Genomic DNA, 19055 nt, shown 5'->3' with positions numbered 1-19055 from the left:
TTCGATCTTCACCGCTCGGAATGCGTCTACGGCAACCCGGTCAGCATGCGCCAAGGAGGAATTGTGACCTATCTCGGAGAGTAAGCGTCATATAACGCTCAGTCTGTTTTTGAGTTGTTTTTCACCCGGAACACTCCTGACTATCTTTTCGCGCACCTTACGCAGCAGCGTGGCGGCCTTGTTCAACGCTCCAGAATTTTCTTGAGCGAGACGACGGCGGCGGAGGTTCGGTTTTCGACGCCAAGTTTTCCAAAGATCCGGTCCAGGTGCTTGTTCACCGTCCTTGGACTCATTTCCAGGATGGCCGCGATTTCCTTGTTCGATTTTCCGTGGGCGATCCACATGAGCACTTCTGCTTCGCGCTCGGTCAAATCAAAGGATCTGCGTAGAACATCGGTCGGGTTGCCGTCGACCATCTCAGCGACCCTCAACAGGTGCTCACCCGAGCTTATTTGCCCTGCATAGCTGAAACGTAGCGAAAGGCCTCCCATGCTGGCAACGACATTGCTGTCATTGTTCGCTGACTTGCTGACGTTGACGAGATAGCCGCGCAACCATTCGACTGCTTCTGCGGGCAACTGGCCGATATGGTCCGGCTCCTTCTGGTTCCCGCCGTCGATCAGCACTATGGCCTGCGGTGTCGCCCAGCAAATTGCTCCGGTAAGATCAACCGAAATCAGGAACCTGCCCGACGCATCCAAAGCCACATGGGCACTGTGGGAATTGCGGGCATTGGAGATGTGGACGCGCAATCTTGCAATCAACTCTTCCGGGTCTACCGGCTTGGTGATGTAGTCGACACCTCCCGACTCCAGTCCCCTGACAATGTGTTCCGTCTGGCTCAGCCCTGTCATGAAGACGACCGGAACATCCCGGAGCGCATCCAGTCTTTTGATCCTTTTGCTCGTTTCGAACCCGTCGAGTTCCGGCATGATCGCATCCATCAGGATTGCGGTCGGCGTCACCCGCGAGGCGATGTCGAGCGCTTTGCGACCGTCCTGAGCGACCAGCACGGTATAGCCCGCCTCTTCCAGCGCGTCCGTCAGCATGCCCAGCGATGCCGGTGCGTCGTCGACCACCAGCACCGTTTCGCTTGGACTAGGAGCACTCATGATCATGTCCGAGCCTTTCAAGAACCTTGTCATATTGTGTCAGATCGAATTCGCGGATGAGGCGACGCATGTGCACCACAAACTCCGAAGCGTGGGGTTCGTGTGCTTCAATGTCATCAAGCTTGGCGCGAATGCCGCGCACATATCCAAGCCCGCTCAATTGTTTCAGCATTTCCAGGCTTTCCACCGACGGCAAACGGCCCTGCTCGAAAACCGGTTCAAAGTCCGATTTCGAGGAACTCGGCTTAATGCGGGGCTCTGCCGGAACGGTTCGCCAAACGATTTTCAGGCCCTGCTGCAACTTCTCCTGAAGGTTTTGCAGCCGCACGGGCTTGACCAGATAGTCATCGTGAAAGATCCGGTGCAACGGCTCACGCCCGCTTTCATCCGCATTCGCCGAGATCATGATGATCACCGCGTCGCTATGGCCCCTCTCCCGTAGCGTTCTGGCAAGGGTCCACCCGCTCATGCCCGGCATGCTGATATCCAGTAGAAATGCGTTCGGCTTTTCAACCTCCGCCATTGCCAGACATGCCTGACCGCCTGGAGCGGAAAGGACCTTGAAGCCGAGCGGGCTCAGAAAATCCTCGATAAGGGTTCTCTGTGCGGCGTCGTCATCAACCACAACGACCGTCTGAACCGGGCCTTCGTAGCCATTGATCCGCATTTCAGCCCGTGCCACCTTGGCCGGTGCGGCGGCTGCGCTCAACAACATGCGCACTTTAAAGGTGCTGCCTTTGCCGACTTCGCTTTCGACCTGAATATCGCCGCCCATGATTTCGCTCAGGAGCTTGGTGATCGTCAGGCCGAGACCGGTTCCCGGCACCCCTGCCTGTCCTTCTTCTTCCACCCGCTCAAAGGGATTGAAGATCCGACCGAGATTTTCCTCCGCAATACCGATACCGGTATCAACAATCGAAAACTCCGCCACCTGGCTGTGATAGTTGACGATCAGGCTAACGCTGCCTTGATCAGTCCATTTGATTGCATTGGAAAGCAGATTGATCAGCACCTGGCGCAGTCGCTTTTCATCGCCGAAGACGAAGAGCGGAAGATTGTCCGCAGGCTGAAAGGAAAAGGTCAGCGCCTTGGCATCGGTCTGCAATCGGAACATATCGACGATCTGATTGAGAAAGTCGTGCAGATTGAAGCGCTCGCGATAGATTGTGAGATGCCCGGCCTCGATCTTGGAGATGTCGAGAAGACCCTCAATCAGTCCCGCGAGATGATCGGCGGAATGCTGAATCACTTTGACCGCATCACGGCGATGAGCCGGGATCGTCGGATCCTTGCGCATAAGCTGTGCGTAGCCGGCGATCGCATTCAGCGGTGACCGCAGCTCGTGACTGATCCCGACAACGTACCTGCTTTTCGCCTGATTGGCCGATTCAGCTGCTTCCTTTGCCTTTTGCAGCTTTGCATCCGTGCGCTTGTGCGCCCTGATTTCCTTCATCAAAAGACTGGTCTGCCGCCGGGTCTCCTCGTTCGCGAACTTCCGGCTTTCATGAACAAGAACAAAGAGCCAGGCCATGACCCCTGAGATCACCAGGAGAATGAAGAAGACCTGCGTCAACGCCCTTGCAACGCCGTCCTGATCAACGGACTTTGCTTCGATAAACACGAGCGAGAGAATGCCGCCCAGTGATGCCATCACGATCAGCATGACGCCGAGGTATTTGCCGACCCGCGATCCAAGCCTGCTTGCAGCGTTTGCCGGCAACAGGGCATGCAGCAACATTGAAATCTGATCCCCCAGGCGAGCATTTTCCTTGCAATCGTCCTCACAGCGCGCGTCAAGGGAGCAACAGAGTGAACAGATCGGTCCCGAATAGACCGGGCAATTGGTCATGTCCTCATGTTCAAACGTGTGCTCGCAAATACAGCATTGGATACGGTGTTGTTTCACACCTGTTTCAGACACCACGTCTTCAGGTTCCCGGGCGATGTAGAACCGGCCCTTCGTCAGATAGGCAATGAGCGGTGCGAGTAGAATTGCAGTGAGGAGCGCGATGTAGCTTGCAAGCGCGTGCGCTGTCTGACCGAAGAAGCCCGCATATGCGATAAATGCGGCCACGCTTGCAACGGTCATCGACCCAAGTCCGACGGGATTGATATCGTAGAGATGCGCCCGTTTGAATTCGATATGCGGAGGGCTCAGACCCAAAGGTTTGTTGATCACTAAATCAGCGAAGATCGCACCGATCCAGGCCACTGCAACAATGGAATAAAGACCTAAGGTTCGTTCAAGCGCCTTATAGACACCCAATTCCATGAGCGTCAGTGCGATCACCACGTTGAACACCAGCCAGACGACCCGTCCAGGATGGCTGTGCGTCAGGCGGGAAAAGAAGTTGGACCAGGCGATTGAGCCCGCATAAGAGTTGGTAACGTTGATTTTGATCTGGCACACGATGACGAATATGCCGGTCAAGGCAATGGCAACTTCCGGTGTTGTAACTTTGCTAAAGGCCACCAGATACATATGCGTCGGTTCGACAGCCTTGTCCGGTGTCAGTCCGCTTTGCAGGGCAACAACAACCAGAAACGAGCCCATCAGCAACTTGATGGCTCCAACGATGATCCATCCCGGTCCTGCGGCCAGCAGTGCGAGCCACCAGCTGCCACGACGTCCCTGTCTCTGACGGGGTAAAAACCGCAGAAAATCGACTTGCTCGCCAATCTGCGCGATCAAGGAGAATAGAACCGCGCTGGCCGCGCCGAAGAGCAGAAGTTCAAATTGCCCCTCTTCATTGCCGAGCCGCCCTGAAAAGCTCCGCCAGTCTTCAATCGGAGCGACACCCTGCCAGGCCAGAAACACGAATGGCAGCAATTGAAGGGCGATCCACACGGGCTGCGTATAGACTTGCAAACGGCTTATCAAAGTGATGCCGTAGATCACCATCGGGATGACAACGAGCGAACAGACGAGATAGCCGATGTTGAGCGGAATACCGAGGAACAGCTCAAGCGCTGTTGCCATTATCGCAGCTTCAAGAGCGAAGAAGATGAAAGTGAAACTCGCATAAATGAGCGAGGTGACCGTGGATCCGATGTAACCGAAACCGGCCCCGCGCGTCAGCAAGTCGATGTCGACACCGTATTTCACCGCATAGTAAGAAATCGGCAATCCTGTGATGAAAATCAGCACTCCAACCAAAAGGATGGCCGATACGGCATTTGTGAAGCCGTAATTATAGGTGATGGCCGCTCCGATCGCCTCTAGCGCCAGGAACGAAATCGCACCAAGTGCAGTGTTGGCCACCCACACCGGAGACCACCTGCGTGCGCTTTTGGCGGTAAAGCGCAGGGCATAATCCTCCAGGGTCTGGTTCGCGACCCACTGGTTATAAGTTCGACGCAATCGAACGACCCGCTGATGACCTGCCATATACCCCGCCTTGCGAAACTGCTTCAGTTAGTCGCGCTTAGTATTTGTGCAACGCAATCATTTGACCTGCTGATTTCGCACAAACTCACAGCAGAGCGCGCTAACAAACAACAAATCGTCCCCTCACCTCTCCTAAAAGCAAAATACGTGCCTAAAATTTTTGAAATTAACTTTTACATCAAAAGTTGTATTCAAAATTTTATTTACGTTTTCCTCCTGAAAATTTCCAGAACTCAATAAAAATGGAAAACTTTCACGTATTAACTCCTGAACAATTTAGTCCATACAAACGTAAAACGATCTCACAGTTTCTCAACGCTTGGAATCAGTCAATTGACCCACAGCAACTGACGCATTGCGGCAGTGCACAAATTCAAGTGAGCCTTCCCTCCATGCGGTGGCGCCATGAGGTGCCCTGCTCCAACCTCAAACATGGAGGGGTCATCTGATGCGACGCCTGAAAAACCTGATTGAAAACCGGCTCTCCCGCCGGGCCGTTCTCGCCGGAACAGTGTCGGCTGCAACACTCGCGATGGCAGGTGCCTTGACGCCGTCTTTCGCGCAGGATGTCAACACGACCGGCCTTGCTGTTACCGAAGACACCGTGAAAGTCGGGATCCTGCACTCCGTTACCGGGACAATGGCAATTTCCGAAACCGGTTCTGTGCAGGCGGAAAAGCTGGCAATCGAACAAATCAATGCAATGGGCGGCGTGCTGGGCCGCAAGATCGAGTATATTCAGGAAGATGGTGCTTCCGATTGGCCGACCTTTGCGGAAAAAGCGAAGAAACTTCTGGTCAACGACAAGGTTGCCGCCGTGTTCGGATGCTGGACGTCCGCATCACGTAAGGCCGTTCTGCCAGTGTTTGAGCAATATAACGGCATGCTCTACTACCCAACTTTCTATGAGGGCCTGGAGCAGTCACCAAACGTGATCTACACCGGCCAGGAAGCCACTCAGCAGATCATTGCCGGCATCGATTGGGTCGCCAGGGAAAAGGGCGCAAAAAGCTTCTATCTGCTCGGTTCGGATTATATCTGGCCGCGCACTTCCAACAAGATCGCACGCAAACACATCGAAAAGCTGGGCCACAAAGTTGTCGGTGAGGAATACTATCCGCTCGGCCACACCCAGTTCAATTCGGTGATCAACAAGATCAAGTTGAAGAAGCCTGATGTGATCTATGCAATCGTGGTCGGCGGTTCCAATGTCGCGTTCTACAAGCAGCTTAAGGCCGCAGGCATCGACATGACAAAAGAGAAGCCTCTGCTTCTGACCATTTCGGTGACTGAGGATGAAATTCGTGGCATCGGCGGCGAAAACATCGAAGGTGCCTACGCCGCGATGAAATATTTCCAGTCTCTCGACAATGATAACAATCAGGCGTTCGTCAAGGCTTTCAAGGAGAGATGGGGAGACGACATCGTGATCGGCGACGTCACGCAGGCAGCATATCTCGGCCCGTGGCTTTGGAAAGCCGCCGTTGAGAAGGCGGGCAGCTTCGATATCGACAAGGTTCGCCTTGCCTCACCTGGTATCGAGCTGACGACTGCGCCGGAAGGATATGTCCGTATCCATGAAAACCATCACCTTTGGTCCAAGACCAGAATTGGTCTCGCCAAAACCGACGGTCAGTATGAAATGATCTACGAAACCGCGGATTTGATGGAACCCGATCCCTTCCCGGAAGGCTATCAGTAAGCCGGTAGCTGTTCCCCAGGGACGGAAACGCCCGCTTAAATGACGGGCCGATCCAGAGGCGCTGCGTGGATGCAGCCTGCGCAGCGCCGCATCAGCAATTTCATATCAACCCATTCCCACAGCAGGGGTACCGGCACTTGCGCCGCCCCCAAGCATGGAGACGTGCGCAATGTTCGCCGACTACACCTGGACAGAACTCGGGTCCATCTTTGCCATGCAGGGTTTTGCCGGACTGATCCTGTTTTCCGTTTTTGTCCTGATGGCCCTCGGCCTGGCCATCATCTTCGGCCAGATGGGCGTCATCAACATGGCTCATGGCGAGTTCATGATCCTCGGCGCCTATGTCACGTACCTGTGCTCCAACTTTGTCGAGGCTTACGCGCCGTCCTTCTTCGGTGTGTATTTCTTCTTTGCCATGATACTTGCCTTTGTGGCCGCCGGATCGCTTGGCGCCCTGGTTGAATGGTCGCTCATCAGACACCTATACAAGCGACCGCTCGACACGTTGCTGGCAACCTGGGGCCTCAGCCTGATCCTGCAGCAAGCGTACCGGTCGATATTCGGCGCCCGCGAGGTGGGTGTCACTCTTCCGAACTGGCTTCTCGGATCGGTCCCGCTGACGGATATAATCGAGATCCCGATCAACGGGATCTTCGTGATGGTGCTGACCTTCTTCATTGCCATCGGCGTCTATTTCATCCTGTTCAGGTCCCGCATGGGGATGCAGACGCGCGCGGTGGTGCAAAACCGCGTCATGGCCGGTGCCGTCGGCATCAACACCGAGAAAGTCGATCGTCATACATTTGCCCTTGGTTGCGGCATAGCCGGCATAGCCGGGAGTGCTTTCACAATGATTGGCTCAACCGGTCCTACTGCAGGCCAGCTCTATATCGTCGACACCTTCCTGATCGTCGTATTTGGCGGCGCAGCCAGCCTTCTGGGCACGATTGCCTCATCCTTCGCCATCAGTCAGGCGCAGTCGACAATGGAGTTCTTCCTGTCCGGCTCAATGGCCAAAGTGCTCACCCTGTTGACGGTTGTGGGCATCTTGATGTTGCGCCCTCAAGGGCTTTTCTCCCTGAAAATCCGCCGCTGAGGAGGTATCGATGACCAACCTGAAATCCTTCATGTCCCGGCAGGAAATGCTTGGCCTCCTGGTAGTTGCAGCGGTGCTGTTCGTTGTCATGCCGCTTGCCATGGACATCTTCAGACTGAACCTCTTCGGCAAGTATCTGACCTACGCCTTTGTCGCGATCGGCCTTGTCCTTTGCTGGGGCAAGGGCGGCATATTGAGCCTCGGGCAAGGTGTCTTCTTCGGCCTCGGCGGTTACTGCATGGCCATGTATCTGAAATTGGAGGCCTCGACTCCCGAGGCAACCGCCATCCAGTCGACACCGGGCATTCCCGATTTCATGGACTGGAACCAGATCACGGCCCTTCCCTGGTTCTGGCAACCGTTCAATAGCCTCACCTTCACAATAGTCGCGATCATCGCGGTTCCCGCCCTCTTTGCCTTCATCATCGGCACAGCCATGTTCAAGCGCCGTGTGGGAGGGGTCTATTTTGCCATCATCACGCAAGCAATCGCTGCAATCCTGACCATCCTCATCATCGGTCAGCAGGGCTATACGGGCGGTGTCAACGGCATCACGGATCTGCGCACTCTCAAGGGCTGGGATATTCGGACCGACGAAGCCAAATACATCCTTTATTATGTCAATGGCGGTCTGTTGATCGCAGTCCTGCTGCTCAGCCAAATCGTTCTGAAGAGCAAGCTCGGCCGGCTACTGGTCGCCGTCAGGGACCAGGAGGACCGCGTTCGGTTTTCCGGCTACGACGTGTCCAACATCAAGATCTTCGTCTTCTGCTTCGCGGCCGTTCTTTCAGCGATTGGCGGCGCGATGTTCACCTTGCAGGTCGGGTTCATGTCGCCATCTTTCGTCGGCATCGTTCCATCCATCGAAATGGTCATCTTTTGCGCAGTTGGCGGGCGGCTTTCGATCTTTGGGGCCGTTTATGGAACGCTGCTCGTCAACTGGGCAAAAACCACATTTTCCGAGACGTTTCCCGAACTTTGGCTGTTCGGTCTCGGGGCTCTGTTCATTGCCGTCGTCCTGGTTTTTCCCAACGGGCTGTCAGGCCTCTACCGCAGCTATCTCGCACCAATTGTGGACCGCTTCATCGTTCCGAAGGGACGAAAGGCCGAACCGGACAAATCAACGCCGGCGGCGCCGTTCGGTGCGGACACAACAGCCAAACCCGCGGAGTAGGACGCAGTCATGAACACGCTCAACAACAACACGGATTTCTTGCTCTCCATTGAGAACCTGACCGTCTCCTTCGACGGCTTCAAGGCGGTCAACGATCTCAATCTCTACATCGACGAGAACGAAATTCACGTCATCATCGGCCCGAATGGGGCCGGCAAGACAACGGTTCTCGATCTCATCTGCGGAAGAACCAGGGCGACCGACGGTTCGATCAAGTTCCGCAACAAGGAACTGACTGCCATGCGCGAGCACGAGATCGTGCGGGAGGGTGTCGGCAGAAAATTCCAGAATCCGTCCATTTACGAAGATCTCACGGTCTTTGAGAATCTGGAGCTTTCTTTTCCGCGTGGACGTACCGTCTTTGGTGCCCTCACCTTTCAGCGTGACGAGGAAGTCCGGTCACGCGTCAGGGAGATCGCTGAAATGGTCTTCCTGGACACACTTTTGGACATGCAGGCAGCTCTTCTGAGCCACGGTCAGAAACAGTGGCTCGAAATCGGCATGCTCCTCATTCAGGACCCGGAACTCTTGATGCTGGACGAACCGGTTGCCGGCATGAGCGTCTCGGAACGCAAGCAGACCGCAAAGCTTCTCAATGAAATCACCAAAGGCCGCTCGGTGATGGTGGTCGAACACGACATGAAGTTCGTTGAAGACATCGCCCACCGCGTCACCGTTCTGCACCAGGGCAAGATCCTTTCAGAAGGATCAATGGCGAAGGTCCAGGCGGATCCCAAGGTCATTGATGTCTATCTCGGTCACTAGGAGGCTCACATGCTGAATGTAGCGCAATACCACGTGGCCTACGGCCAGAGCGAGGTCCTGCATGGCCTCGATTTCACGGTGGCCCCCGGCGAAATCATTGCCATCATGGGTCGAAACGGCATGGGCAAGACCACGCTGATGAAGTCGCTGATGGGGATCGTTCCGACCAAGGACGGTGCTGCCGCCGTTGACGGCATCGATATCACTTCGATGAGAAGCTACGAGAGAGTCGCCAGCGGGATCGCCTATGTGCCTCAGGGACGGATGATCTTTCCGACCATGACGGTGCAGGAGAACATCGAAACCGGACTGACGATCAGCGGCCAATCCAAGGTACCTGGCGACATTTACGAACTGTTCCCGGTGTTGCTCGAAATGAACGGACGCCGTGGCGGCAATCTTTCCGGCGGTCAACAACAGCAATTGGCTATCGCCCGGGCACTGGCAACCAATCCCAAAGTGCTTCTCTTGGACGAACCGACGGAGGGCATTCAACCGTCCATCATCCGGGAAATGGCACGGGTCTTGAGGCGCATCCGAGATGAGCGCGGTCTGTCCATCGTTGTTTCCGAGCAGGTGCTCTCCTTTGCATTGGACGTCGCCGACCGCGTGCTCGTTCTGGAGAATGGCCGGCTCGTCCACGATGAACCCCGTGACAGTGTCGATGAGGACAAAGTCGCCGCATTCCTTTCCGTCTAACTCCGTTTCCAACCGCGCCAATGCTTGCGCACTTCCAAGAGGAGAACCCCATGGCTGATACGCTGATTTCGGTAGATTTGAGTGAGTCTCCGCATACGAATGAAAAAGTTCACAATCGCTGGCACCCGGACATTCCCATGGCGGTCTGGGTGGAACCGGGTGACGATTTCAAGATCGAAACCTATGACTGGACCGGCGGACAAATCAAGAATGACGATGACGCAGCCGATGTCAGGGATGTCGAACTTGAACAGGTTCACTACCTCTCCGGCCCCATCGGGGTCAAAGGTGCCGAACCTGGAGACCTTCTCGTCGTCGATATTCTCGATATCGGTGCGAAAGAGGAAATGCTTTGGGGTTTCAACGGCTTCTTTTCCAAACAGAACGGCGGAGGCTTTCTGACAGAACACTTCCCGGAGGCGCAGAAATCGATCTGGGACATTGAAGGAATGTTCACGCGCTCCAGGCACGTACCGGGCGTCAGTTATGCCGGGCTTATTCATCCCGGACTGATCGGCTGTCTGCCTGACCGCTCTATGCTGGACATGTGGAACTCCCGCGAAAAGGCCCTTTTCGACACGGACCCCGACCGTGTTCCGCCGCTGGCTGCGCTTCCCAACACCCAGTCGGCTCACATGGGCCAACTGAAAGGCGAAGCAAAGGAAAAGGCTGCAGCAGAAGGCGCACGCACCGTTCCGCCGCGCGAGCATGGCGGCAACTGCGACATCAAAGATCTGTCGCGCGGTTCAAAAATCTACTTCCCGGTCTATGTCGATGGCGCAGGCCTGTCGATGGGCGATTTGCATTTCAGCCAGGGTGATGGCGAGATCACTTTCTGCGGTGCAATCGAGATGGCCGGCTGGTTGCATATTCGCGTCAGTCTGATCAAGGATGGTGTCGCGAAATACGGCATCAAAAACCCGATTTTCAAACCGTCCCCGATCACTCCAAGCTACGACGACTACCTGATTTTCGAAGGTATTTCGGTCGATGAAGCGGGAACCCAACACTATCTGGATGTTCATATCGCTTACCGGATGGCCTGCCTTAACGCCATCGAATATATGAAGAAATTCGGATACTCGGGCGCTCAGGCCTACGCCATTCTGGGTACGGCACCCGTTCAGGGGCACATTTCCGGCGTGGTCGACATTCCAAATGCCTGCGCCACCTTGTGGCTGCCGACCGACATCTTCGACTTTGACATGATGCCAGGTGCAGAAGGGCCGACGAAACTCATTGACGGGTCCGTGGATATTCCTCTGGCTCCAGACCTGTGAGGAGAAAACTATGCCGGTTTATGATTACCTTTGCGCGCAGTGTGGGCCAATAACGGCACTGCGCCCGATGTCGGCTCACTCAGAACCGATCGAATGTCCGGCCTGCAAGCAGGAAGCGCCCCGCGCTTTCCTGCAAGCACCGAACATGTCGACGCTCTCAACAAGCGATCGGACAGCGCACCAACGGAACGAAACGTCACGCCACAATCCCGTTCATTCGACCAAGTCGGACAGGCAAGATGGGGCCAAAGAGCAGAGGAAACGTCATCCGGCCGGCTGTTCCTGCTGTTCCGGTTCGAAAAACAGCTTTCGATCAAGTGCTGTCTACAAGGCAGACGGCAGCAAGACATTTCCATCAAAAAGACCATGGATGATCAGCCACTAGAGCATTTCTCAACTTTGACTAAGGTCATGGCAACACAGGCTGAAGCGGCCCACAACTTGAATTGAACTTGAGCGCAATCCGTCAGCTTTCGACAACAGGCTGACAGTCTCATTGGACAATTCAAATGCTTGAAGACACACCGCTCTGCGGAGCGATTAGATCGGAACGAGGCGAAAACGTTGACCGCCTCCTCGAAGCGCTTGTCAAACTGCTTCAGGCCGAAGGACTTTGTGTTTCCGGGGTCGTTCAGCGCCGCGCCGAATATGGTGACACTTGTTGCGCCGATATGGGGTTGGAACTCATATCGAGCGGTGAAACCATAGAAATATCGCAAGCGCTTGGGCGTGGGTCGCAAGGCTGCAGGCTCGATCCGCGCAGTCTGGCCGACATCACTGCTCGTTTGCAGACAGAAATCGATCTGAAACCCGATCTCCTTGTCCTGAACCGGTTCGGAAAAGGCGAACAGGACGGCCAGGGATTTCGTCAGTTGATCGGTAAGGCCATGGAGCTTTCAATTCCGGTTCTGACCGTCGTCCGAGAGCCCTATCTGGAGGCCTGGCGTAGCTTTGCCGGCGAATTGGCTGTCGATCTTCCAGCTGACCTGGATGCAACCGTGGCCTGGTGCCTGACTGTTTCCGGTAAACCGGCGGCGGTGGCGGCCAATGGTTAGTCTTGATCCTGCCTGCGGTACGTTGAACGATCAGTTCGGCCGGACCGCGACGTATCTGCGCCTGTCTGTAACCGACCGATGTGACCTGCGATGCACCTATTGCATGGCAGAGAACATGACTTTCCTTCCACGCAAGGATTTGTTGTCGCTTGAAGAGCTTTATCGGCTTGCGACGGTCTTCATCGGTCATGGCGTGCGCAAAATCAGACTGACCGGAGGGGAACCGCTTGTCCGCAAGAATGTGACCAGCCTGTTCAAGAACCTGTCCCGACATCTGGAGACGGGGGAACTTGATGAAGTCACCCTGACCACGAACGGATCACTATTGGCAGCTTACGCTGGTGAGCTTGTGGATTGTGGTGTGCGCCGGGTCAATGTCTCCCTCGATACGTTAGATGCCGACAGGTACAGAACCATCACGCGCTGGGGCAAAATCGAGCGCGTCTTTGCGGGGCTGGAGGCAGCAAAACAGGCTGGCCTGAAAGTCAAACTGAATGCCGTCGCCCAAAAAGGCGTCTTTGAGAGCGAACTCAATGACTTGATCCGATTTGCCCATGAAAGGGCGATGGATCTTACCCTCATTGAGGAAATGCCACTTGGCGGGGCTGCAGCGTGTCGCAGTCGAAGTTTCCTCTGTCTTGCAGAATTGCGCGGACGACTCGAAACGGAATGGACGCTCGAACCCTTGTCGGAGACGACGGGCGGTCCCGCAAAATATGTCCGGCTAAAGGAGACTGGCGGCAAGCTGGGGTTCATCACGCCGATGTCCTGCGACTTTTGCGCTGACTGCAACCGCATCCGATTGAGCTGCACCGGCGATCTTTACACCTGTATGGGGCACGAAGGCGGCTTGGCTCTTAGGGAGCCTTTGCGTCAATCCAACGGCAACGAAAAAGTGGCGCAGCTCATTCGACAAAAGGTCTTCGACAAGCCACTCGGACATGCGTTTCAAATCAACGACACCGGGGTTAGCGGAATCGTTCGCTCCATGTCGACCCTTGGGGGGTAAGCCGATGCGTATTGCCATTCTCGTGGTGTCGGACCGCGCCTCAAGGGGCGAGTATGAAGATCGGGGTGGGCCTGCCATTCAGGCATGGTTGGAAAAAACCGTCACCACACCGTTTGAATGCGAAAGGATCATCATTCCGGATGGTTTTGAAAGCGTTCGCGACACCTTGATCGATCTGTGCGATGCCAAGGCATTCGACATGGTGCTGACAACAGGTGGCACCGGTCCGGCTCCCCGCGATCTTACGCCGGAAGCAACACAGGCCGTTATCAAAAAGGAACTGCCAGGATTTGGCGAATTGATGCGCCGACGCAGTCTGGACTTTGTGCCAACGGCTATCCTTTCCCGGCAAACTGCCGGAATTCGGGGCAACACTTTTCTGCTCAATCTGCCAGGCTCTCCAGGCAGCATCGATGTTTGTCTGACGGCGGTCTTTGCGGCAGTTCCCTATTGCCTTGACCTGATCGGGGCAGGTTACGTCGAAACCGATCCATCTATTTTGAAGGCCCACCGTCCCGGCACATAGGTCCAAAAGCCACAAACGCCCGCGGTCCATTCAGGTCCGCGGGCGTTTGTGTCTTGGCTTACAGGTTCATGCAGGCTGGGTCGATTTGCCGAGGTCAGCCAGTATTTCAAGCGCGATGATACGGCCTGCGCCGCTGACCTCACATGCGTCTTGAAGTTTGCCCATGATCCTGGTTGTGAGATCGCAAGCCCCCCGTTTTCCGACAGCGCCCGAGAGCTCTGACCAGAGCGCGCCGCTTTCTCTGAATGCTGCCTCAAGCAGAGCATCAGCAGCATCCCCATCAGCAGATGCACACAGTCCTTTCAGGGCAGCCCGCCGTGTCGTCCGATCATCAGATTGAAGTAACGCGCCGATTTGCGGCGGGAGGGTCTGCATTGTCATGCAGGCTTTCAGTGCTGCCGCCTGATCGGCAGGGTCGTTGCCGCTGAGGGCTGCCTCAAAATGAGGAGCCGCAACTGCGTCCGGTGCAAACGACAGGAGGTCGAGAAGCGCAGCCCTTGACGGCGCATAATTGTCGGGTGCCAAGTTCACCAGAAACGACCAATCCGAATGAGACAGGGTCACTCCGTTGCCGCTTCGCGTTGCAAGCGCTGTTAAAGCGGCAACGCGCAATTCATCGTCAAGGGTTTCCATCGCAGCCAGCAAAACCGGAGTGAAAACTGTCAGTTTTTGCTCGCCAATCAGTCTGACGGCAATTCTACGAATTTCCAGGCCCGCATTTGGTGCCACGTCCGGTCGGACGCGCTTCTTCTTCAATGTGGATTGTGCGAGTTCCAGAAATTTCAGGTCCTCGTCCGACAGGTCGATCTTCTCTTCCGTGAATTCGGCCTGTTCCACATCACCCTGCAGGATTGCTGCCAGCGTGCTTTGGGGGAAAACGACAATTTCAGCTGTCTCCTCAGGCGTTTCGCCTGCAGCTGCATCCGAACCAGCACTTTGCGCCTGGCTCTGGTCGGGGTCGTCAGCATCATCACCCTGCGTTTCGGGTCTGCGATAGTCGCTCAGCTTTACCGGTTCACCCGACTCGTTGGTCTCGTTCACCTCGTCTTGAGGAACAATGTTTCCCTCCCGATCCAGCACGATGCGATTTTTCGTGCCTCCGTCGTCGTCCCGTGCACGAGCGCCAAACTGTTTATGCTCCTCTTCAGCGCCTTCCTTTTCTTCATTCTCGGCGTCCGTTTCTTCAGACACCAGGTCGCCTTGTGCAGCCAAAAGAAGAATGGCGGCGGCATTATCAGCGACCGCTCCCTCCCCTTCAGACAGGGCCGCCACCGTGGCAAGCGCTGAAAGCCGGACCATCTGGCTCTTTGAGGTTATGCCATCGGCCAGTTGTTCAAGAACTTCAGGCTTTCGGAAATGTTCGAACGCCGACAACACAGCCCGTTGGACTTCCGGTTTCGGGTTATGCGCTTTGATTTCCAGAAGAGCTTCAAATGCTTCGTCGCTCTCGCTACGGCCCAGAACGTCCACCAGGCTAGAAACAAAATCTTCCCGTTCGCCGCGCAGTTTCGCGCCGGCGAGATCCAGAAGCTTGGCAAGCTGGGATGGTTTCAGCTTGTGATCTTTCAGTCGGTTGATCGCTGCCAGCCTCACGGTCCTGTCGTCGTCATGCAAAACCAGACCAATCAGATCATCGACCGATATCGTGGGCGATTTTGCGGCCGTCATGGATCGAATGAGCGCAGATGAATCTTCGATCAATCGGGTGTCAGACACGGGAGCGCTGCGCTCCAACATGGTTTCCAGCGCGGCCAAACGCACATCAACAATCTTGTCCTGACACAATCCATCCAAGGCCTTCAAAGCATGTGGGTCAGAGGATGCACCAAGCGCCCGGGCAGCGCGGGCGCGCTGACGGTCCGACGAGCTTTGCCCCGCATCCAGAAGCGCGAGGAAACCAGGGCGGCCAAGACCGGCATAAGCTTCAAAAACCTCTCGCCAGAGTTCTTGACCAAATTCATCCTTTGCCGCCGTCAGCAGGTCATCGAGGGCCTCTTCGATCCCCAGACGACCGATTGTGCGGATCGCTTCCTTTTGGACATCGAGCCAGTCATCCCAATCGGCGTTTTCATCTTCCCAGGCGATTTCGTCATCGAAGCTTTCAACTGCCAGCTTGCGCAATAGCGGTGCGGCCAGTTCGCGGTCTTCCGGTTGAAGACCATTGAGCGCCGCGATCTTGGATTCGCTCACGGGATCATTCTGAAGGCTCCAGAGAAAGGTCTCACCCAAGCCCTTCCCGCCAAGTTTTACCAGCGTTTGCAGCGCATCGACCCGGATATCGGGATCGCCATTTCGAGTTGCCTCCAGGAGCACATTACGCGCTGATGGAAGTTTCCATTCGCCGGCTGCCTTGATGGCCAGACACTGCTCCGCAGGTGAGCCTGATTGCACGATTTGAAGCATGGTGTTTTCAAGATCGCTGCCAAGCACCAGCGCCTCAGGCTGCATGGAAATCGAGGGTTTAGGCTGGGCCATGTCTGAAGAACCTTTTCGTTAAATGCCTGGAAAAACAATAAGGCGGGAACTCTCGTCCCCGCCTTGATCTTGATCAGTCTATCGCGACGCCTTTATGCGATGTCACGGCGTGCGAAGGACATCGAACGGTAGCTGGTCTTGTAAGGCGATGTGCCGATCTTGCGGATCCGGCCAACGCCCATCTTGTAGTTGTAGTTACCGCTGATCCAGTCGACCACACGCCCGGACAAGGCGTTGGCCGGCTGAGCCGTGTGCAGGAAGTCCATGTAAAGGAGCCCCTTCTTGACGGCGGGGGTCACAATGGCGACTGCTGTGATCGCGGCTTCCGTCAACTCGATATGGCCATGCTCCATCAGTTTTTCGAACTGGAAGTCATCGCCTTCCACACCGATGATGGTGTCCTTCTGAACAGGGATCCGGTCAGAATAGAGCATGACGTAATCACCGTTCTCGATCCCTCTGGCCGCCGCATCGTCAGGATGGATTTCCACCCAGTTTTCCGGCCAGCGCTGAACGATGTACGGGCGACGGCGATCATCGTAACCGGACTGCCAGCGCTCGTTGATACGACCGGACGTGACCCACAACTCGTCGTCCTTCGGCTTCAGCCATGCCCAGTAGTCGGAGAACAGGCTCCATGGTGACTTCTGGATGTTGCACTTGCCGGTCTGCGAGTTGAAGTGCGTCAGCTTCTTGCCAAGGCGGTTTGCACCGGACGGCCCGTCAGCTGGCAGTTTGCGTTCAGTGTCATGCAGACGCTTGGTACCGACCAGCGAGCCATCGTCCTGCAAGAGGACCGGGCCCTGGATGCCATTGGTGCCGAACTCGGCCAGTTTCTCATGCAGGGTTTTGCCTTCACGTTGTGCAACAACCTTGACGTTGAAGAAATCCTTGCGGCTTCCTCGTGAGAAACGGGCACCTTCTTCAAGCACTTCGTTGGAATTCTTCCAATCAAAGCCTTTGTAGCCCATGGCGGTCGCCAGTTTGGCAATGATCCACCAATCCGGCTTGGCTTCACCCGGCGCATCGTAGAACTTCGGATAGAGCCGAATGCGACGCTCGCCGTTGGCGCGGGTGAAGGTATCCTCGCCCCAGCCGGCAGCCGGGAAAACGATGTCCGCATAGCGTGCACCGATCGGGTCCACCAGATAGATGTCCTGGTTGACGACGACCATGCCGCCACTGTCAACGCGCCGCTTCAGCGTATCGATGATCTCCTGCTTGTCGAACGAACGGATCTGATGCGGATTTTGCACCGTCAGCTCGTTGAACTTCGCCGCAAGAGACTGCGATCCGCACATGGACTGGATCCAGGTGTTGCCGATCACATGCGCAAAGCGCGTATGGCCGGACATCAGATACCGGTCCGTATCCATGGCACGGCGACGGCGGCCGGGCAGTTTTTCAGGCGACTTGTTGCGTGGGTATTTGCCGCCGCGCAGACCGCCACGCTGGTGACCACCGGCTCGACCGATGACCTGCCCCGGACGACCACCGGCCCCGACGATGATGCCGAGTGCGGAGATGGCCTGGGTGTTGCCGGTGTTGTTCGACCAGTAGAAGCCCTTTTCGATCATGACCGATGTCTTCGGACGTGATCCGTCTTCCTTCGGTTTGGCCATCCATTCAGCGGCGGTGTAGATCTTCTGAACGTCGATCTGGGCGATCTCGGCAGCCGTTTCCGGTGCGAACTCGTCCTGAGACAGGAGCCATTCTTTCCAGTCTTCAAAACCGGCGGTCTGGAACTTGCCCCAGGTGGTGCGCCACTGCCACGGCGTGTTCCGGGTGCCTTGACCGAAGCCTGAGGAGCTTTCCCATTTGTTGTTGACCCATTTCTGGATCCAGTCGCTGTCTTCCCAACCGTTTTCCACGATGACGCGGGCAATGGCGTTGACGACCAGAAGGTCGGTGCCCGGTTGAATGTCGAGCCACATGCCGCCGTTCTTTTCGGCATAGGCAATGCCACCGGTCTTGCGCGGAACCATGAAGATCGCTTTTTGCCCGTTCTGAATACCAGGCATCATCCAGTCGGTGAACAGGATGGTCTTGGTCTCATAAGGGTCGGTGCCGCAAACAAGCAGCGTTTCGGCGTCTCTCCAGTCTTCGTAGGACGGTCCGAAGTTGTCGAAGCCAGCATCCCGGAAACCGGGTGTGGATGTCACGTCGGACGGCGTGTCGTGGAACGTGAAGTTGGCAGTGCTGACGCTGTTCAAGGCGTATTTCGTGATGGCATAGGTGTTTTCCATATAGCCATACGAGAAGGTCTTGACGCAGTAGGCGTTTTCGCCGTGAGTCTTGATCACATGCTTGCCGACTTCTGCTGCGATTTCCATCGCGAAGTCCCAGGTGACCGGCATCAGGACACCGAACATGCGGATCATCGGAGATTTCAGCCGATCACGGGTCGGTGTCTGCGGATTATAGACCTTCTGCGCCAGAGCCCCGCCGCGGATGGAGGAGTTGCCGAGCAGATTGACGTGCTCCGTATCCTTGTCGGGAATGATGATGACGTGATGTGGCTCGCCATCATGCAGCACGACATTGTACTGGTTCGGTGCAACCCATGGGCCGAGCGGGTCGACCGGGAAGTCGACGCCAAAAGCGTTTTCCTCGGCCTTCTCGCCGCCAACCTTGCCGCCCTTGACCGGCCAGCGATAAATCTTGTAGCCGCAGGCGACAATGCAGTAGTCGCAAGCGGTCGAGATCACATCCGCATCCACCGGAGGCAGCGGAATATTTGTCTCTGGGATATAGTAGGGTGTGGACATTATCGG

At 55.9% G+C, this 19055-nt stretch carries 14 protein-coding genes and 1 pseudogene; 11 read left to right on the top strand and 4 right to left on the bottom strand.

Annotated features, from left to right (window positions below):
- Window positions 1-182 precede the first annotated feature (182 nt).
- Together Q0835_RS06155 and Q0835_RS06150 are read right to left on the bottom strand one after the other, a co-directional pair.
- The gene (locus Q0835_RS06155) at window positions 183-1112 is read right to left on the bottom strand and encodes a DNA-binding response regulator (RefSeq protein ID WP_298959360.1); all 930 of its coding nucleotides are present in this window, start codon (window positions 1110-1112) and stop codon (window positions 183-185) included.
- Entirely contained in the window at window positions 1099-4500 is a 3402-nt protein-coding gene (locus tag Q0835_RS06150) for an ATP-binding protein (RefSeq protein WP_298959358.1), read from the bottom strand. The genes Q0835_RS06155 and Q0835_RS06150 overlap by 14 nt, the downstream gene beginning before the upstream one ends.
- Window positions 4501-5032: 532 nt before the next feature.
- On the opposite strand from Q0835_RS06150, the gene urtA reads away from it, so the two are divergent.
- The 11 genes and pseudogenes from urtA to mog all read left to right on the top strand — a co-directional run bounded on the left by urtA (window position 5033) and on the right by mog (window position 13806).
- Window positions 5033-6202 carry an urea ABC transporter substrate-binding protein gene (gene urtA / locus Q0835_RS06145; protein ID WP_298814037.1) on the top strand — a complete coding sequence of 390 codons (1170 nt, stop codon included), beginning with the start codon at window positions 5033-5035 and terminating at the stop codon, window positions 6200-6202.
- Between the two features lie 169 nt (window positions 6203-6371).
- Window positions 6372-7298: an urea ABC transporter permease subunit UrtB gene (gene urtB, locus Q0835_RS06140; protein WP_298813327.1), complete on the top strand. Its 927-nt coding sequence runs from the start codon at window positions 6372-6374 to the stop codon at window positions 7296-7298.
- Between the two features lie 10 nt (window positions 7299-7308).
- A complete protein-coding gene (urtC, locus tag Q0835_RS06135) occupies window positions 7309-8472 on the top strand; it encodes an urea ABC transporter permease subunit UrtC (RefSeq protein WP_298813328.1) in 1164 nt (387 codons plus the stop codon).
- 9 nt (window positions 8473-8481) lie between these two features.
- Window positions 8482-9237 carry an urea ABC transporter ATP-binding protein UrtD gene (gene urtD / locus Q0835_RS06130; protein WP_298813329.1) on the top strand — a complete coding sequence of 252 codons (756 nt, stop codon included), beginning with the start codon at window positions 8482-8484 and terminating at the stop codon, window positions 9235-9237.
- Window positions 9238-9246: 9 nt separating this feature from the next.
- On the top strand, window positions 9247-9936 hold the full coding sequence (gene urtE / locus Q0835_RS06125; protein ID WP_298813330.1) for an urea ABC transporter ATP-binding subunit UrtE: 690 nt from the start codon (window positions 9247-9249) through the stop codon (window positions 9934-9936).
- A gap of 50 nt (window positions 9937-9986) precedes the next feature.
- On the top strand, window positions 9987-11216 hold the full coding sequence (gene fmdA / locus Q0835_RS06120) for a formamidase (RefSeq protein ID WP_298813331.1): 1230 nt from the start codon (window positions 9987-9989) through the stop codon (window positions 11214-11216).
- 10 nt (window positions 11217-11226) lie between these two features.
- Window positions 11227-11298 (top strand): annotated as a pseudogene (locus Q0835_RS30335) (zinc ribbon domain-containing protein); the annotation flags it as partial.
- A gap of 11 nt (window positions 11299-11309) precedes the next feature.
- Complete coding sequence (locus tag Q0835_RS06115) at window positions 11310-11666, top strand: hypothetical protein (RefSeq protein ID WP_298959509.1); 357 nt, start codon at window positions 11310-11312, stop codon at window positions 11664-11666.
- Window positions 11667-11725: 59 nt separating this feature from the next.
- Window positions 11726-12271, top strand: a complete 546-nt coding sequence (locus Q0835_RS06110) for a DUF2478 domain-containing protein (RefSeq protein ID WP_298959355.1) — start codon at window positions 11726-11728, stop codon at window positions 12269-12271.
- Window positions 12264-13280 carry a GTP 3',8-cyclase MoaA gene (gene moaA, locus Q0835_RS06105; protein ID WP_298959353.1) on the top strand — a complete coding sequence of 339 codons (1017 nt, stop codon included), beginning with the start codon at window positions 12264-12266 and terminating at the stop codon, window positions 13278-13280. Before Q0835_RS06110 ends, moaA begins: the two co-directional genes overlap by 8 nt.
- Before the next feature lie 4 nt (window positions 13281-13284).
- Window positions 13285-13806, top strand: a complete 522-nt coding sequence (gene mog, locus Q0835_RS06100; protein WP_298959350.1) for a molybdopterin adenylyltransferase — start codon at window positions 13285-13287, stop codon at window positions 13804-13806.
- Between the two features lie 66 nt (window positions 13807-13872).
- Here mog and Q0835_RS06095 read toward each other — a convergent pair whose 3' ends face one another.
- The gene (locus Q0835_RS06095) at window positions 13873-16281 is read right to left on the bottom strand and encodes a HEAT repeat domain-containing protein (protein WP_298959348.1); all 2409 of its coding nucleotides are present in this window, start codon (window positions 16279-16281) and stop codon (window positions 13873-13875) included.
- Window positions 16282-16373: 92 nt separating this feature from the next.
- The gene (locus Q0835_RS06090; protein WP_298959345.1) at window positions 16374-19049 is read right to left on the bottom strand and encodes an arsenate reductase (azurin) large subunit; all 2676 of its coding nucleotides are present in this window, start codon (window positions 19047-19049) and stop codon (window positions 16374-16376) included.
- Window positions 19050-19055: the final 6 nt, after the last annotated feature.

This window comes from uncultured Roseibium sp. (genome assembly GCF_947499295.1).
GTDB lineage: Bacteria > Pseudomonadota > Alphaproteobacteria > Rhizobiales > Stappiaceae > Roseibium.
This window is presented reverse-complemented; position numbering and strand designations above follow the sequence as displayed.

What these genes read in the sequence shown, in the direction of transcription:
- Q0835_RS06155 (WP_298959360.1), bottom strand. Translation starts at nt 1,112, where the DNA reads ATGAGTGCTCCTAGTCCAAGCGAAACGGTGCTGGTGGTCGACGACGCA.
- Q0835_RS06150 (WP_298959358.1), bottom strand. Translation starts at nt 4,500, where the DNA reads ATGGCAGGTCATCAGCGGGTCGTTCGATTGCGTCGAACTTATAACCAG.
- urtA (WP_298814037.1), top strand. Translation starts at nt 5,033, where the DNA reads ATGGCAGGTGCCTTGACGCCGTCTTTCGCGCAGGATGTCAACACGACC.
- urtB (WP_298813327.1), top strand. Translation starts at nt 6,372, where the DNA reads ATGTTCGCCGACTACACCTGGACAGAACTCGGGTCCATCTTTGCCATG.
- urtC (WP_298813328.1), top strand. Translation starts at nt 7,309, where the DNA reads ATGACCAACCTGAAATCCTTCATGTCCCGGCAGGAAATGCTTGGCCTC.
- urtD (WP_298813329.1), top strand. Translation starts at nt 8,482, where the DNA reads ATGAACACGCTCAACAACAACACGGATTTCTTGCTCTCCATTGAGAAC.
- urtE (WP_298813330.1), top strand. Translation starts at nt 9,247, where the DNA reads ATGCTGAATGTAGCGCAATACCACGTGGCCTACGGCCAGAGCGAGGTC.
- fmdA (WP_298813331.1), top strand. Translation starts at nt 9,987, where the DNA reads ATGGCTGATACGCTGATTTCGGTAGATTTGAGTGAGTCTCCGCATACG.
- Q0835_RS06115 (WP_298959509.1), top strand. Translation starts at nt 11,310, where the DNA reads ATGTCCGGCCTGCAAGCAGGAAGCGCCCCGCGCTTTCCTGCAAGCACC.
- Q0835_RS06110 (WP_298959355.1), top strand. Translation starts at nt 11,726, where the DNA reads ATGCTTGAAGACACACCGCTCTGCGGAGCGATTAGATCGGAACGAGGC.
- moaA (WP_298959353.1), top strand. Translation starts at nt 12,264, where the DNA reads ATGGTTAGTCTTGATCCTGCCTGCGGTACGTTGAACGATCAGTTCGGC.
- mog (WP_298959350.1), top strand. Translation starts at nt 13,285, where the DNA reads ATGCGTATTGCCATTCTCGTGGTGTCGGACCGCGCCTCAAGGGGCGAG.
- Q0835_RS06095 (WP_298959348.1), bottom strand. Translation starts at nt 16,281, where the DNA reads ATGGCCCAGCCTAAACCCTCGATTTCCATGCAGCCTGAGGCGCTGGTG.
- Q0835_RS06090 (WP_298959345.1), bottom strand. Translation starts at nt 19,049, where the DNA reads ATGTCCACACCCTACTATATCCCAGAGACAAATATTCCGCTGCCTCCG.